Source organism: Kineococcus rhizosphaerae, from assembly GCF_003002055.1.
Lineage (GTDB): Bacteria > Actinomycetota > Actinomycetes > Actinomycetales > Kineococcaceae > Kineococcus > Kineococcus rhizosphaerae.
The window spans coordinates 50,145-64,939 of the sequence record NZ_PVZF01000016.1; the positions used below are offsets into that span (position 1 = coordinate 50,145).

The following is a 14,795-nucleotide window of genomic DNA, read 5'->3' on the forward strand; positions in this document are numbered from 1 at the left end:
GGTCAGCGCTCCCGGCACGACCGCGGCGGACCACCGGACGGGCCCCACCCGGTGGGACGGAGCAGGCGTCGCTCGCCTTCGCCCCCCACGGCCGCCCGGTCCCGCCAGGGCGACCGACGACCCGGCTTCTAGACAGTTCTCACTCGCACCGCACAGCCGATGTTCGATTGATTGCCTTGGGCCGCAGTCCTTCTGACGCTCACCACCGAAATGATTCAACTCGCGACCAGTTCGGATCCGTGGTCCTCTCCCTGCAGTGAACCCGTCGGGTCGACCCCGGCGGGTCCGGGGTGGGCCAGGACGAGGACCGGACGAGTCGGGAGTGCACGGCGTGGAGGACGAGGAGGGCTGCGACCCGACCGCGGCCGGCGGGAGGGGCGCCGGCGGCACCGCGGACGGTGGGGCGGGCGACGCCGTCCTCGCCCGCCGGGCGGGGCTGGGGGACCGCGAGGCCTTCGCGGTCCTCGTCGACCGGCACGGGCCGGCCCTGCTGCGCTACTGCCGCACGCTCCTGCGCGGCGGCGACGCGGAGGACTGCCTGCAGGACACGCTCCTCGCGGCCTGGCGGGGCCTCGCCACGTTCCGCGGCGAGGCCGCCGTGCGGACCTGGCTGTTCACCCTCGCCCGGCACGCCGCGTTCGCCCGCCTGCGCCGCTGGCCCGTCTCCGGCAGCCGGCCCCCCGTGCAGCTCGAGGACGTCCAGGACCGCCTGCGCGACCTGCGCGCCGACCCGGAACGGTCCGGCGTCGAGAGCGCCCTGCGCGAGGCCCTGGAGGTGGCCCTGGACCTGCTGCCCCCGCGGCAGCGCACCGCCTGGCTCCTGCGCGAGGTCGAGGACCTCGGCTACGACGAGATCGCCGAGGTGCTCGGCACCACCCCGACGGCCGTGCGGGGTCTGCTCGAACGCGCCCGCACCACGCTGGCCCGGAGCCTGGAGGAGTGGCGGTGACGAACCCTCCGGCCGGGTCCGGCGAGGAACTGCTGGGACGCGCCACCGAAGCCCTGCGGCGGCAACCGCTCCCCGGGTGGTCGCGCGTGCGTTCCGGGCTGCTCGCCGCGGTCCGGCGCACCCAGCAGCCGTCCACCCCGGTCCGCGGCCGGCACGAGCTCGGGGAGTTCCTGCTCGCCGGTGCCGTCGTCGTCTCCGCCGTCCGCGGCGCCCTCGACCAGCTCGCCGGGGTCTCCGTGGTGGGTGTCCGGTGCGCCACCGACGGCGACCGGCTCGACGCGCTGGCCGTGGACGTCGCGGTGACCTTCGGGACGTTCGTCCCCGCGGCGGCCGAGGCGGTGCGGGCAGTGGGTGCCGCGCTCGTCGCCGACCTGCTCGGACCCCGGCCGGGCACGCAGCCGGTCCGGGTCGACGTGCACGTGGTCGACGTCGTGGACGCCACGGGCCGGAGCCGCCCCTGAGCCCGGCGCGCTCAGTGCGTCAGCCACCACTTCAGGACGGCGGCCCCGGCACCCGCGACGGCCAGCAGCACCCCGGCCACGAACGTCCGCAGCGACGGCCGCCCCCCGCGCAAGCGCCCCACGACCCAGCCGAGGACCGCCAGCCGCAGCACCGTGACGAGGACGGCGAGTTCCAGCGCCACCGTCGGCGTCCACACGTGCAGCAGGGCGAGCACCATGAGCGCCGCGGGCCCCAGCCCGGCCGAGGCGATCGGGACCGCGTCCCGCACCTCGTGGAGCAGCGTCGCCGTCGGCACCCGGCCCCCCGAACGGGTGCTCGCGCCCACCGCGTCGGCCAGGACGTGGGCCACGAAGGTCGACACCGTCGTGCCCAGGACGTACGTCAAACCCTTGGCGCTCGCGACGTCCGACGGTTCCAGCGCGATGAGCGCCGCCAGCACGAGGACGTCCCCGTACAGGTACGCCGACGCGCGGGCCGCGGCGCGTTCGGACCGGTCCTCGACCTCCACGTGGGCAGGGTAGGCGCCGGGCCGGGGCCGCAGGACCCACGGGCCGGACGCCTCACCCCCACGGCGAGGAGGGCGGGAGGTCGTTCGAGGCGGGGCGTGGACCGGGCCGCAGGGCCACCACCGCCACGGCACCCCCGCACAGCCCGTCGACCCACCACCACGACCCCACGCCGAACGCGACCAGCGCGCCGACCGTCGCGGCCCACGCCAGGACGACGGTCGTCCCGGGACGTCCGGGCCCCACCGCCGACCGTTCCGACGCGTGCAGGGCCAGCAGGGCGGCGAGCGAGGGGAGCACCAGCGCCGTCAGCGGGGACTGCGCCGCCCACCCCGGCCCGGTCCCCAGGACCAGCCCGGTCAGGCTCACCGACAACGTCCCCACCGACAGGACGACGCCGGCCACCCGCAGGACGACGCGAGCACGCCCGACCGCCGACCCCGCCAGGACGCCGCACAGGCACGCGCTCAGGCCCACGAGCGCCGAGGAACCGCCCACGGCACCGACCGAGCACAGCAGGGCGGTCGCGACCAGGGACGGGAGGGGGCCGGTCACCCCGGTGCGCCTCACCCCTCCCCCTCCGACGTCGGTCGTCACCGCGGCGTGCCGCGGGCGACCGGGCGACCGCTCACTTCAGGGCGGCGATCTGCTGCTCGGCGGTCAGCGTCTGCCCGGCCGACGTGAAGGCGTCCGGCGGCAGCGACTCGTCGCACAGCACCGGGTTGGGGCTGCCCGTGAGGGAGTTCTCCCACGCCGCCTGCGGGTAGGTGGAGGAGTCGGGGACCACCCCACCCGTCGCGCGCGCGACCGCCTGCTGGACGGCCAACCGCACCATGCCGTTCTGGGAGTCCACGGTGAACAACCCGAACTCCTCGTTCGCGGCCTTGGCGTCCGCCCAGTCGCAGGCGAGCTGGTTGGAGTCCTCGGTGGCGATGATGGGGATCTTGCGACCGGCCTGCTGGAAGGCGGGGAAGGCGCTGGCCAGGGCCGAGCCGAAGTCGGTGGCGATGGCGTCGATCTGCGGGTAGCGGGCCAGGGCCGCCGTCACGACCTGCTGGGTCTTGGCCGGGTCCCAGTCGGTGACCTCGTAGGGTTCCTGGCCGATGACCTCGATGTCGGGGTGCTGGGACAGGACCTTCATCATGCCGTCGTGCTCGGCCAGGCTCTGCGAGTTCGCCGCCGGCCCGCCCAGTTGCAGCACCTTCCCGCCCTGGGGCAGGGCCTGGACGAGGAAGTCCCCCCAGAGCTTGCCCGCCTCGGCGAAGTCGGTGTCCACGTAGACGTCGAAGTCCTTGCCCGCCGTCCCCTCGGGGCTGACCCGGTAGGGGACGGTGACGACACCGGCCTTGTAGGCGCTGCGGATCGCCGGGAGCATCGCCTTGCCCTGGTGGGGGAAGACGACCAGCGCGTCGACCCCCTTGGCCACGAAACCCTGGATGTCGGAGATGCCCTTCTGGGTGTTGTTCTGCCCGTCGCTGTAGTCGAACGACGTCACGCTGGGGCACTTCGAGGCCTCGTCGGCCGCCTCGGCCCGCGTCACGCGTTGCCAGTTGTTGGCGCCGAAACCGTCGGCCAGGGCCAGGGAGATCTTCTTCTTCCCGCACCAGGCCGGCGCACCGGCCAGGGACTCACCCTGTCCCGGCGTCGCCGTACCGGCTCCGCCGCCCGAACTGCCGGTACCGGTCGATCCGCAACCGGCCGAGACCAGGACCGCGGTGGCCAGGGCTGCGGACAGGGCGAGTCCTGCACGTCGTCGGGACATCGCTGTCCCTCCTCTTCTCATCGGGGTGACCGCGGGGCGGTCCGGGTCCTGCGGGTGCGTCAGTGGAAGACGACGCCGCCGTTGACGTCGAGGGACGCTCCGGTGACGTACGCGGCGCGTTCGGAGGCGAGGAACACCAGGGCGTCGGCGATGACCTGCGGGGAACCCGCCGCCTTGAGCGGGATCTTCCCCCACTCGACGTCCTGCATCTCCTGCACGCTGATGCCCCGCTCGGCCGCTTCGGACTCCAGGGCCTCGCGGTGCATCCGGGTGTCGATGTTCCCGGGGCACACCGAGTTCACGCGGACGTCCGGTGCCAGTTCGTCGGCGAGCGACTGGACGAGCAGCAGGAGTCCGGCCTTGGAGGCGCAGTACGCCCCGAAGTAGGCGTGCCCGGAGCGGGCCCAGAAGGAGGAGACCGCTCCGATGGTCCCTCCCCCGTCCCGCCTGAGCAGGGGCACCAGGTGGTGGCACAGCAGGAAGGGGCCGACGAGGTTCACGTCCAGCACGCGGCGGAAGTCGACCGGGTCCATCTGGTCGACGGGCGCGGCGCCCTGGTTGATCCCGGCGACCAGGGCCAGGCTGTCGAGGCGGCCGAAGTCCCGTTCGACGTCGGTGGCCAGGCGCGCGACCGCGGCGTCGTCGGTGACGTCCACCGCGTACGGGACGACCCGGCGGCCCGGCGCCAGTCCGGCGAGGGAGTCGTCGCGGCGGACGTCGACCGCGGCGACGTCGTAGCCGGCGGCGGCGAAACCCTGCACGGTGGCCCGGCCGATGCCCCCGGCGGCGCCGGTGACCAGGACGACGGGGGCGCTCACGCGACCACCCGCCGGGTGCTGCGGGCACGGGTGTAGATGGCTGCGGCCACGAGGATCAGCACTCCCTGGAAGACGTACTGGTAGGTCTGCGAGAGGTTCAGGAACGTGGTGGCGTTGAGGATCTGCTGCAGCAGCACCGCTCCCAGGAGGGTGCCGATGAACGAACCCCGTCCGCCCAGCAGGCTGGCCCCGCCGAGGACGACGGCCGTGATGCTGGTGAGCGTGTAGGTGACGCCCTGGGTGGGGTCCCCGACCCCGATCTGCGCCATCAGCAGCAGGGCCCCGCAGAAGGTCATGACGGCGGCACCGACGTAGGCCAGGACGTGGACCCGGTTCACCTTCACCCCGAGCCGCCGGGCCGACTCCTCGCTGGACCCCACGGCCCGCAACGACCGTCCCCAGTTCGAGCGGCGCAGCCCGAACTCGAGGCCGAGCGCGACGACGACGACGACGAGGAAGGCCACCGGGACGGGCCCGACGGTCGTGGTGAGCGCGTCGCTGACCGCGGCGGAGATGAAACCCCCCTGGAACGGGCGCAGCAGCAGCGACACGCCCTGCAGGGCGATGTACAGGGTGAGCGACGCCGCGACGGGGGTGAACCCGCCGTAGCGCACCAGGACCCCGTTGACGACCCCGGAGGCCACCGCGACGGCGAGCATGATCCCGAAGGCGAGGTAGACGAGGGCGTACGGCTTGTTGTCGTTGACGAAGAACGACGCGATGACGACGAGCAAGCCGGCCAGCGGCCCCAGGGACAGGTCGATGCCTCCCGTCATGATGACGATCCCCTGCCCCAGGCTGATGAACGCCAGCGCGGTGAGCAGGATCAGGACCGAGGAGATGTTGAACGCCGCCAAGTACCTGCTGTTCTGGCTGAACACGTACGCGCCGAAACCGACGACGACGGCGGCGAGGATGACGGCCGGTGCGTAGTCGCCGCGCAGGAAGTGCGACCAGCGGCCGGCCGCGGTGGTCCGGGACCTGCCGGTGCCGGTCGTCACCTGCGCCGCGTCCCCGCCGTGGGCCACGCGGTGGTCGGCGCCGACGACGGCGCCGGTGATCGCCTCCTCCGTGACGTCGCCGCCGGTGAGCTCGGCCACGACCCGCCCCCGGGACACCACGACCACCCGGTCGCACAGCCCCTCGAGCTCCTTGGCGTCGGAGGAGACCACCACGACGGGGACCCCCTCCGCCGCGACGGCCCGCATCAGGGTGTAGATCTCCGACCGGGCCCCGACGTCGACGCCCTGCGTCGGCTCGTCCGACAGCAGGATCTTCGGGGAGGACAGCAGGGCCCGGGTCATGACGACCTTCTGCTGGTTCCCCCCGGACAGCGACATGATCCCGGACTCCAGGGACGCCGTCTTGAGGGCGAGCTTGGCGGACTCGGTGCCCACCACGGAGTTCTCGCGGCGGGCGTCGACGAAACCCCGTCGCGCGAGCGAGCGCAGGGAGGCCACGGCGGCGTTCTCCCGCACGGACAGGTTGGGCATGACGCCCTCGCGGTGCCGGTCGGCGGGCATGTAGGCGGTGCGCTCGACCAGCGACCTGCCCTTGAGGGCCGCCCCGTCCAGTTCCACCGTCCCCGCCGTCGTGGACGACAGGCCGCCGAGGGCGCGCAGGAACTCGCTCTGCCCGTTGCCGACGATGCCGGCCAGGCCGACGATCTCACCGCGGCGCGCCTGCAGGTCGACGTCGTGGAACCCCGCACCGCTCAGGCCCCGCACCTGCAGCACGACCGGGGCGTCGGCGGACGTCGTGAGCTTGTCGGGGAACGTGGACGTCAGTTCCCGGCCGATGATCATGCGGAGCATCTGGTCGTCGGTCAGGTCCGCGACCTCGGCGTGACCGGTGACCCGGCCGTCCCGCAGGACGGTGACCTCGTGCGCGATCTCGCGCACCTCCGCCAGGCGGTGGGTGATGTAGACGACCGCGGTGCCCCGCTCGACGGCCCGGCGGACCTGGTCGAAGAGGTCGTCGACCTGGTCACCGCCCAGCGGGGCGGTCGGTTCGTCGAGGATCAGCACGGCGGGTTCGAGCGCGACGGCCTTGGCGATCTCCAGCACGTGCTTCTGGGCGACGCTGAGGTCGTCGACGCGGTCCTCCAGGTCGAGGGCCGCCCCCACCCGGTCGAGCACGCCGCGCAGGTCGCGTCCCCGGCCACCGGCCGGCAGCCCGGCGCGCAGGTTCTCCGCCACGGTGAGGTCGGGCAGCACCGCAGGGTGCTGGTGGACGATGGCGATCCCGCGGCGCCCGGCCGCGTCCGGGGTGAGGACGCCGACGTCCTCGCCCTGCACGAGGATCGCGCCCGTGTCCGGCTGGGTCACGCCGGTGGCCACCCCCATGAGGGTGGACTTGCCCGCGCCGTTCTCCCCGAGCAGGGCGTGGACCCGGCCGGGGCGCACGGTGAGGTGGACGTCGGACAGCGCCTGGACCGCGCCGTAGCGCTTGGAGACGCCGTCGAGCTGCAGCACGGGACGGGTGTCCGTGCGCGCGGCGGTCGGTGTGGTCACATCGGCTCCCGGGTCGAGGTGGGGGGTGTTCTCGTGGGGGTTCACGTCTCCCCCGTCCGGTCGCGACCTCACGAGGCACCGACCGGGCGCGCCGAGCCGACGTTCCGGCTCGGCAGGCGTCCCAGGACGCCGCGCCAGTTCACGCTGTAGACGGCGACGCCGACGGCCAGGGCCACGGCCTGGACGATGTTCTGCACGGCGGTGCTCACCCCGAGGGTCAGGACGAACTGGTCGAGCTGGCTGAGGAACAGGGCCGCGACGGCGCTGGCGACGGCGCTGCCCTTGCCGCCCAGCAGCGACGTGCCCCCGAGCACGACGGCCGCCACCGAGGGCAGCAGCAGGGAATCGCCCTGGAAGGCGCTGGGGGTGGTGACGATGCCGGCCAGCAGGACGCCTGCGGTGCAGTAGAGCAGGGCGGCCAGCACGTAGGCGGACGTGCGGTGGCGGTGGATCCGCAGCCCGGCCAGCCGGGCGGCGAGGGGGTTGTCCCCCACGGCCTCGAACCGCCGGCCCACGACGCTCTTCTTCACGAGGACGGCCACGACGGCGGTGAGCAGCACGGCGGCGACGACGGAGTGCGGGACCCCGAGCGTCGAGCTCGCGACCAGTCGTCGCAGGGCCCCCGTCGTGTTGCGCGGTGAACCACCGGAGATCCCGAGCACGACCGCGTAGAGGAGGGCGTTCGTGCCCAGGGAGGTGACGATCGCCGACATCCCGAGCCGGGCCACGACGAGCCCGTTGACGAGCCCGGCGACCAGGCAGATCCCGTAGGCCAGCAGCACGGCCGGCAGGAGACGGGCGTCGTCCCCGTCCGGGACGTGGGTCACGACCACGACGGTCACGGAGACGAAACCCGGCACCGACAGGTCGATGCCGCCCTGCTGCACCACCAGCGTCTGGCCCAGGGCCAGGACGGCCAGCACCGCGGCGAACGGGAGCATGCCCCGCACGGAACTGCTGCCCAGGCTCTCGGGGGCGGCGACGGCGCTGACGGCCAGCAGGAGGACGGTGCCGACGACGATGGTCGTCAGACCCCGCGACGGCCGGCCCAGGGTTCGGCCCGAGCCCCGTCCGGGGGCGCGGGGCGGACGGTCACCGGGTTCGACGGCGGTCAGGCCCGCGGGACCGGCGGGTCCCCGCGGTGACGTCTTCCGTTCGGGCTCTTGCACGACCGACTCCTTCGTAGGTTCTGCTGCGGGCTCTTCGCGCGGACGGCGGTGTCCTGCGGGGTCAGCGGGGAGGTTCGGCCCCGGCCCGGTCCCGCAGGTGCGCCGCGACGGCGGCCATGTCGGAGGATCCGCGACCGGCCGAGGACACCTCGTCGGCGACGGAGAGGACCCGTTCGGTCAGCGGCAGGGACGAGCCGGTGAGTTCGGCCTGCTCGGCGATCAGGCGCAGGTCCTTGCGCATGAGGTCGACCGACATGGCGACCGGTTCGGCGTCGAGGTCGGCGAAGGCCGCCCGCTTGTAGCGCACCAGGGGGGCTGCGACGGCGCTGGAGGTGAAGATCTCCAGCGCGGTGTCCCGGGGGACCCCGCCGCGTTCGGCCAGGACGAGCGCTTCGGCCACGGCCGCGTTGAGGCCGTAGACGACGGCGTTCACGGCGAGCTTCGCGGCCTGCCCGCTGCCCACCGCCCCGGTGTGCACGACGGCGGCGGCGAACGGCCGGGTCACCTCGCGCAACCGCTCGACGGCGTCCTCGGGACCGCCGGCCAGCACGAGCAGCGAGGCGGAGCGCACGCTGGCCACGCTGCCGGAGACCGGTGCGTCGCAGTAGACGATCCCCGCCGCGGCCGCGGTGGCCGCCAGGTCCCGCGCGGTCGCGACCCCGACGGTCGAGGTGTCGGCGACGACCGTCCCCGGCCGGGCGGCGCCCAGGGCACCGTCCGGGCCGGTGAGGACGTCCCGCAACGCCGCGCCGTCGGCCAGGGAGGTGAGGACGAGGTCGGCCCCGAGCACGGCCTGCGCGGGCGTCGTGGCCCGCTGCGGGTGCGGGGCCCGCAGGTCCAGTTCCCCGGCGAGCCGGTCGTGCCCGCTCTCGCTGCGGTTCCACACGACGACGTCGCGGCCGGCGAGGACGAGCGCGGCGGCCACCGCGGCGCCCATGCGGCCCAGGCCGAGGACCGCGATCCGGTTCACCGCCACGGGTCCACCAGCACCTTCCCCGGCGCGGTGCCCGCCGACAACGGCCGCAGGCCCCGCTCCACCAGGTCGTCGAGCCCGATCACGTCACCGAGCAGGAGGTTCGCGATCCGCCCGTCGCGCAACAGGTCCACGGCCCGGGGCAGGTCCTCGGCGCAGACGTGCGCCAGGGTGGTCGTGATGTCGACCTCGCGCAGGATGGTCGGGGCCAGGTCCAGGGCCTGAGGGGTGTGCGGCAGGCCGACGAACAGCACGCGCCCACCGCGGCGGGTCATGTCCAGCGCCCGCTGAGAGGAGCCGTCGCGGCCCGTCGCCTCGATGGTCACCGACGCGCCCACGCCGCCGGTCACTTCGCGGACGAGTTCGACGGGGTCGGTGCTGCGGACGTCGTGGGTCTCGGTGGCGCCCAGTTCGCGCGCCGTCGCCAGCCGGTGGGCGTCCACGTCGAGGGCGATGACGCGCTCGGCCGACCCGGCCAGCCCGCAGAGGATGAACGAGCCGATGGCCCCGGCTCCCACCAGCACCACGACGTCACCTGCCCCGGCCCCGGAGCGTCGTGCGGCGTGGAGCCCGACGGCCAGCGGCTGGGCCAGTCCCATGGCGTCGTCGTGCTCGGCGCCGGGGATCTCGACGAGCGTCGCCGCCGGGACGGTGACGAAACCCGCGAGTCCGCCGTCGGCGCTGAGGCCGGCGGTCCAGTAGCGCTCGCAGAGGTTCGTGCGACCGGCCCGGCACCACGCGCACGTCCCGCACCACACCCCGGCCCCGCTGGCGAACCTGCGGCCCACGAAGTTCTCCGCGCCGGGGCCGGCGGCGACCGCCTCACCGATGAACTCGTGCCCGATGACCATGGGACCCAGGTGACCGGTGACGGGGTGCCGGCGCTCGACCGGGAACATGCTCGGGCCGTGGGTGAACTCCCCCGCGTCCGTGCCGCAGATGCCCGCCCGGGTGACCCGCAGCAGCACCTCGCCGTCGCGCGGGGCGGGGACCGGGCGCTCCTCGACGCGCACGTCGCCGCGGCCGTGCATCACGGCGGCGCGCATGCGCTCGGGGACGTCCCGTGCGGGCGCCGCCGCGGGGACCGTCGCGGCGCTCACAGCGTGGCCTCGCTCGTGAGGTGGACCTTGACCTGCCCGGTCCCCCGGTGGACCAGGTCGACGGCCTCCTCGGCGCGGGCCAGCGGGAAGCTCGCCGTCACCAGGGGGGACAGGTCGATCCGGGTCCGCTCCAGGAAGCGCAGGGTCCGCGCCCACACCCCGGGCGAACCGATCGTGCCGCGGATGGTGAGTTCCTTGGCCTGGATGAGCCCGAGTTCGGCGCTGGCCGTCCCCCCGACGTCGATACCCACGTTCACCAGCCGGGCGCGGAACCCGGCCAGGCGCAGGGCCGAGGCCATGGCGGCGGTCGACCCGCTCGCCTCGACGACGACGTCGGCGCCCCGTCCGGAGGTGCTCGCGCGGACCCGGTCCTCGAGGTCGTCCCCCGGGGTCAGTCCCTCGTCCGCCCCGAGCTTCCCGGCGAGGGCGAGCCGGTCCTCGTTGCGGTCCACGACGACGACCCGGGCGCCGCGACCGGCGGCGGCGGCGACGACCCCCAGACCGATGGGCCCGGCCCCCAGGACGACGACGGTGTCGCTCGCGTCCACGTCACCGGCCTGGGTGACGGCGTAGTAGCCGCAGCTGAAGGGTTCGACGAGCGCGGCCTGCGTGCTCGTCATGGTGTCCGGGACACGGTGCAACCACGAGGGTTTCGCGAGGAAGAACTCCGCGGCGGCCCCGCTGATGGAGAACCCGAAGTGGTCGGTGCCGATCACGCACTCGCCGATGACCCGGTCGCCCACGGCGAACTCCGTGACGTCCTCGCCCCGGGCGACGACCTCACCCGCCCACTCGTGCCCCGGCACGACCGGGTACTCGAAGGGGATGATGTAGCGGCCCTCGAGCAGTTCGACGTCCGAGTGGCAGATGCCCACCGACCGCGCGGCGACGAGCACCTCGTCGGCCGCCGGCCGCGGGGTGTCGAGGTCCACGACGCGACGGTTCGCGTCCCCGGTGAACTGCAGAGCTTTCACGTTCTCCTCCAACGGCTGCGGGCGGGACGGTGCCCGACGCGGAACCGGCTGCACCGCCGGCGTGCGGGATCGGGGGGCGTCCTCAGACGAGGACCATGCCCCCGTCGATCATGATGACCTGACCGGTCAGGTAGTCGGAGTCCGCCGACGCCAGGTAGACGGCGGTCCCCGTGATGTCCTCGGCGGTGGCGACCCGTCCGCGCAGGATGTCGGACCCGAAGTCCGCCATCGCCTGACCCGGCCGTTCCGAGACCCCCAGGTCGAGCAGGTCCCGGTCCAGGCGGTCCCACAGGGGGGTGCCCACGACCCCGGGGGCGAAGGCGTTGCACGTGATGTCGTGCTCGGCCAGACCGCGCGCCGCCGCCTGCGTGAGGGAGATGACGGCCGCCTTGCTGGCGCTGTACGGGGCGAAGTCCGGGTACCCCTGGCGCCCGGCGATCGAGGCGGTGTTGACGATCTTGCCGCCGCGGCCCGCGGCGATCATGAGGCGCGCGGCCTCCTGGATCCCGATGAGGCACCCCAGGGCGTTGACGTCCATGATGGACCGCCAGTTCTCCTCGGTGACGTCCAGCAGGCGCATGGGACGGTTGAACCCGGCGTTGTTGAAAACGACGTCCAGACCGCCGAACTCGGCGACCAGGCCGTCCAGCGCCTCCACGACCTGCGCGCGCAGGCTCACGTCGGCGGTCGCCGCCAGGGCACGTCCCCCGGCGGCGGCGACCATCCGGGCGGTGCCGGCCGCGGCGTCCGCGTCCAGGTCGATCACCCCGACGGCGGCACCCTCGCGGGCCAGGGCCACGGCGAACGCCCGGCCCATCCCGCTCCCGGCGCCGGTCACGGCGACGACCTTGCCCTCGAGCCGCCCCGTCACGCCCGACCACCCTCCTGCGGGGACCCGGCTCCCCGGGTCACGACGTCGCGGACGAACTCGAGCTCGCGGCTCACGTAGTCGACGACGTCACCCGTCTTGAGGTGGGCCGGCAGGACGTCCCACGTGTACGTCTCGATCTCCAGGTGCGCGGACTGCCGCGTCGCGACGTGCGCGCGCAACGCGTCCTCGATCATCGGCCGCGTCGTGCGGAAGGGGCCGATGGCGTCCATGAACACCGGGACGTGGAAGTGGGTGCGCCACTCGACGTCGTCGCGCGGGTCGGCCCGCCAGGCGGCGATGGCGTCGGAGAGGTTCAGGAACCGCTGCAGGGTGCCGTCCTGGGCGCGCTGGGTGGTCTGGCTCAGGTAGATGGTGTCGGTGAAGCGCTCCAGTTCGGCCACCTCCCGCTCGCCCACCGTCGGCACCCACAGGGCCGCGGCCGCCTGGAGCTTGAAGATCGGCACCCCGTGGTCGGCCAGCAGGTCCAGCGAGGCCGTGAGGTCGTCGAACTCCACGCACTGGTGCCCCATGTCGAGCACGATCCCCAGGTGCCGCCGCAGGGCGGCCGGTGCCTCGGACAGCGGCAGACCCGCTCGGCGGGCGAGGTGCCGGGAGGCCGCGCCGCTGAACAGGCGGGTGTCGAAGTACTCGACGGTCTCGGCGATCGTCTCCAGGTAGCAGAAGGGCTCCGGCTCGATCGCCAGGACCACGCGGCGCCCCGTGCGGCGTTCCAGGTCGACCAGGTGGGCCGCGACGTCCAGCACGTTCCGGGTGAAGGCCTGGACGTACTCCTCGGACGTCACCTTGGGTTTGTAGGCCAGCGGCATGGTCTGGATGCTGGGCACGACGCCGTCGGGGGTGATCTCCGCCAGGACGTCGGCCACCCGGCAGGTGTACTCGGCACGGGCGTCGGTGGACCAGTCCGGTTCGTAGACGTCCTCCATGACGACGCGGTTCTTGAACGCCCCCTGGGGGAAGGCGTTGACCGTGTACACGTACAGGCCCTGGGCGTCCAGCCACTCCTTCAACCGGCGGCGTTCGGCCGCGTCCTCGGACAGGGTCCGCGCCGAGTCGCCCGAGATGCGCAGGGAGACGCCGAAGGGCCGGTCCGGGCTCACCCGGGCCTTCACCTGCGGCACGAAGGTCTCCAGGCTCTCGCGCATCTCGGGCCAGGTGTCGCCCGCGTGGACCAGGGTCGAGTACGTCAGGTCGCCGAGGGCGTCAGGCAGTCGCACGGTCGTCCTCCTCGTGGTCGGTGGTCGTCATGCCGGAGTCACCGCACCGTTGCGCGACGCCCCGGAACCGGCGGCGGTGTTGAGGTGCGACTGGGGTTCGCGGCGGGTCGGCAGGGTTCCGCCGACCGTGTGGTAGCGCGGCCCGGCGACGAGGAGTTCCTCGGCCGGGAACTTGGTGATGACCTCGCACCCGTCGGCGGTGACGACGACCTCCTCCTCGATGCGCGCCGCGCCCAGGCCGTCGGCCGAGGGCCAGTAGGTCTCCAGCGCGAAGACCATCCCCTCCTGGAGGACCTCGGGGTGGTCGAGGGAGACGAGGCGGCTGAAGATGGGTTTCTCCCAGATCGACAGCCCCACGCCGTGCCCGTACTGCAGGGCGAAGGCGGCCTCCTCGTCGGGGAACCCGAACTCCTGCGCGGTCGGCCACACGCTCACGACGTCCGCGGTGGTCGCGCCGGGGCGCACCAGGGAGATGGAGTGGTCCATGTACTCACGGGCCCGGACGTAGGCGTCCTGCTGCGCGCGCGAGGCGCTGCCGACCGCGAACGTGCGGTAGTAGCAGGTCCGGTACCCCATGTAGGAGTGCAGGATGTCGAAGAACGCCGGATCGCCGGGCCGGATGAGGCGGTCGGAGTAAACGTGCGGGTGCGGCGAGCACCGTTCCCCGGAGATCGCGTTGACCCCCTCGACGAACTCCGACCCCAGGTCGTACAGCGTCTTGCTGACCAGGCCGACGCACTCGTTCTCCCGCACTCCCGGGCGCAGGAACCGGTAGAGGTCGTCGTAGGCGGCGTCGACCATCGACGCGGCCTGGGTGAGCAGTCCGATCTCGTCGCGCGTCTTGATGCGCCTGGCCTCGAGGAAGACCTGCTGCCCGTCGACGACCTGCACGCCCGCCGCCTGCAGGGCCAGCAGCACCGGCATCTCGACGACGTCGACCCCCAGCGGTTCGCCCAGGACGCCGGCGGCGTCGAGCTCCTCGCGGACCTTGCGGGCCACCTCCTCGGCGATGCCCGCCTCCGGGGCGATGGCCCCGCGCAACGTGGAGATCCCCGCCCTCGAGCGGCTGACCGTCCCCGGCGCGGTCCCCGCGGCGGCACCGGCCGCCGTCGCCCCGTGGTGGGGGGCGTGCGGGTCGTCGCTGCCCACGGCCGGGGAGTCCAGCCAGGGGCTGTACATCTGGTGGTGCCGGGCGGCCGAGCCGAAGTCCCACACGACCGGTTCGCCGGTCCGGGTGAGCAGGGAGAACCGGATGAGCTTGTCCACGGCCCAGGTGCCGATGTGGGTGGCGGTCATGTACCGGATGTTCGTGAAGTCGAACGCCAGGACGGCACCGAGGTCGGAGCGTTCCAGCTCCGCGCGCAGGCGGGCCAGCCGTTCGGTCCGCAGCCGGTCCAGGTCGAGGCGCTGTTCCCAGTCCACGGCCGACTGGCCGAAGGTCGCGATGGCCACGGGTTTCTCCT

The 14,795-nt window shown here is 73.7% G+C and carries 14 protein-coding genes; 2 read left to right on the forward strand and 12 right to left on the reverse strand.

Translation table 11 applies throughout. The features are described 5' to 3' along the window. Positions 1-331: 331 nt before the first annotated feature. Positions 332-949, forward strand: a complete 618-nt coding sequence (locus CLV37_RS23875) for an RNA polymerase sigma factor (protein WP_245885772.1) — start codon at positions 332-334, stop codon at positions 947-949. Continuing rightward, the gene (locus tag CLV37_RS23880) at positions 946-1,410 is read left to right on the forward strand and encodes a hypothetical protein (RefSeq protein ID WP_106215243.1); all 465 of its coding nucleotides are present in this window, start codon (positions 946-948) and stop codon (positions 1,408-1,410) included. Before CLV37_RS23875 ends, CLV37_RS23880 begins: the two co-directional genes overlap by 4 nt. Before the next feature lie 11 nt (positions 1,411-1,421). Here CLV37_RS23880 and CLV37_RS23885 read toward each other — a convergent pair whose 3' ends face one another. The 12 genes from CLV37_RS23885 to CLV37_RS23940 form a co-directional block, all read right to left on the reverse strand. Next, positions 1,422-1,919, reverse strand: a complete 498-nt coding sequence (locus tag CLV37_RS23885) for a hypothetical protein (RefSeq protein WP_106215244.1) — start codon at positions 1,917-1,919, stop codon at positions 1,422-1,424. 52 nt (positions 1,920-1,971) lie between these two features. Next, on the reverse strand, positions 1,972-2,472 hold the full coding sequence (locus CLV37_RS23890) for a hypothetical protein (protein WP_106215245.1): 501 nt from the start codon (positions 2,470-2,472) through the stop codon (positions 1,972-1,974). 73 nt (positions 2,473-2,545) lie between these two features. After that, a complete protein-coding gene (locus tag CLV37_RS23895) occupies positions 2,546-3,679 on the reverse strand; it encodes a substrate-binding domain-containing protein (protein ID WP_106215246.1) in 1,134 nt (377 codons plus the stop codon). Between the two features lie 59 nt (positions 3,680-3,738). After that, positions 3,739-4,497 carry an SDR family NAD(P)-dependent oxidoreductase gene (locus CLV37_RS23900; protein WP_106215247.1) on the reverse strand — a complete coding sequence of 253 codons (759 nt, stop codon included), beginning with the start codon at positions 4,495-4,497 and terminating at the stop codon, positions 3,739-3,741. Beyond that, entirely contained in the window at positions 4,494-7,010 is a 2,517-nt protein-coding gene (locus tag CLV37_RS23905; protein ID WP_106215318.1) for an ATP-binding cassette domain-containing protein, read from the reverse strand. Before CLV37_RS23905 ends, CLV37_RS23900 begins: the two co-directional genes overlap by 4 nt. 68 nt (positions 7,011-7,078) lie before the next feature. After that, entirely contained in the window at positions 7,079-8,179 is a 1,101-nt protein-coding gene (locus CLV37_RS23910; RefSeq protein WP_211298908.1) for an ABC transporter permease, read from the reverse strand. A gap of 61 nt (positions 8,180-8,240) precedes the next feature. Continuing rightward, positions 8,241-9,155 (reverse strand): NAD(P)-dependent oxidoreductase, encoded by a 915-nt coding sequence (locus CLV37_RS23915; RefSeq protein WP_106215248.1) that lies wholly within the window; start codon positions 9,153-9,155, stop codon positions 8,241-8,243. After that, on the reverse strand, positions 9,146-10,252 hold the full coding sequence (locus tag CLV37_RS23920; RefSeq protein ID WP_211298909.1) for a zinc-dependent alcohol dehydrogenase: 1,107 nt from the start codon (positions 10,250-10,252) through the stop codon (positions 9,146-9,148). The genes CLV37_RS23915 and CLV37_RS23920 overlap by 10 nt, the downstream gene beginning before the upstream one ends. Then, complete coding sequence (locus CLV37_RS23925; RefSeq protein WP_106215249.1) at positions 10,249-11,226, reverse strand: zinc-dependent alcohol dehydrogenase; 978 nt, start codon at positions 11,224-11,226, stop codon at positions 10,249-10,251. Before CLV37_RS23925 ends, CLV37_RS23920 begins: the two co-directional genes overlap by 4 nt. Positions 11,227-11,308: 82 nt before the next feature. Next, positions 11,309-12,097, reverse strand: a complete 789-nt coding sequence (locus tag CLV37_RS23930; protein ID WP_211298910.1) for an SDR family NAD(P)-dependent oxidoreductase — start codon at positions 12,095-12,097, stop codon at positions 11,309-11,311. Further along, positions 12,094-13,332, reverse strand: a complete 1,239-nt coding sequence (eboE, locus tag CLV37_RS23935; RefSeq protein ID WP_106215250.1) for a metabolite traffic protein EboE — start codon at positions 13,330-13,332, stop codon at positions 12,094-12,096. Before eboE ends, CLV37_RS23930 begins: the two co-directional genes overlap by 4 nt. Positions 13,333-13,359: 27 nt before the next feature. Beyond that, positions 13,360-14,784, reverse strand: a complete 1,425-nt coding sequence (locus CLV37_RS23940) for a M24 family metallopeptidase (protein ID WP_106215251.1) — start codon at positions 14,782-14,784, stop codon at positions 13,360-13,362. Positions 14,785-14,795: the final 11 nt, after the last annotated feature.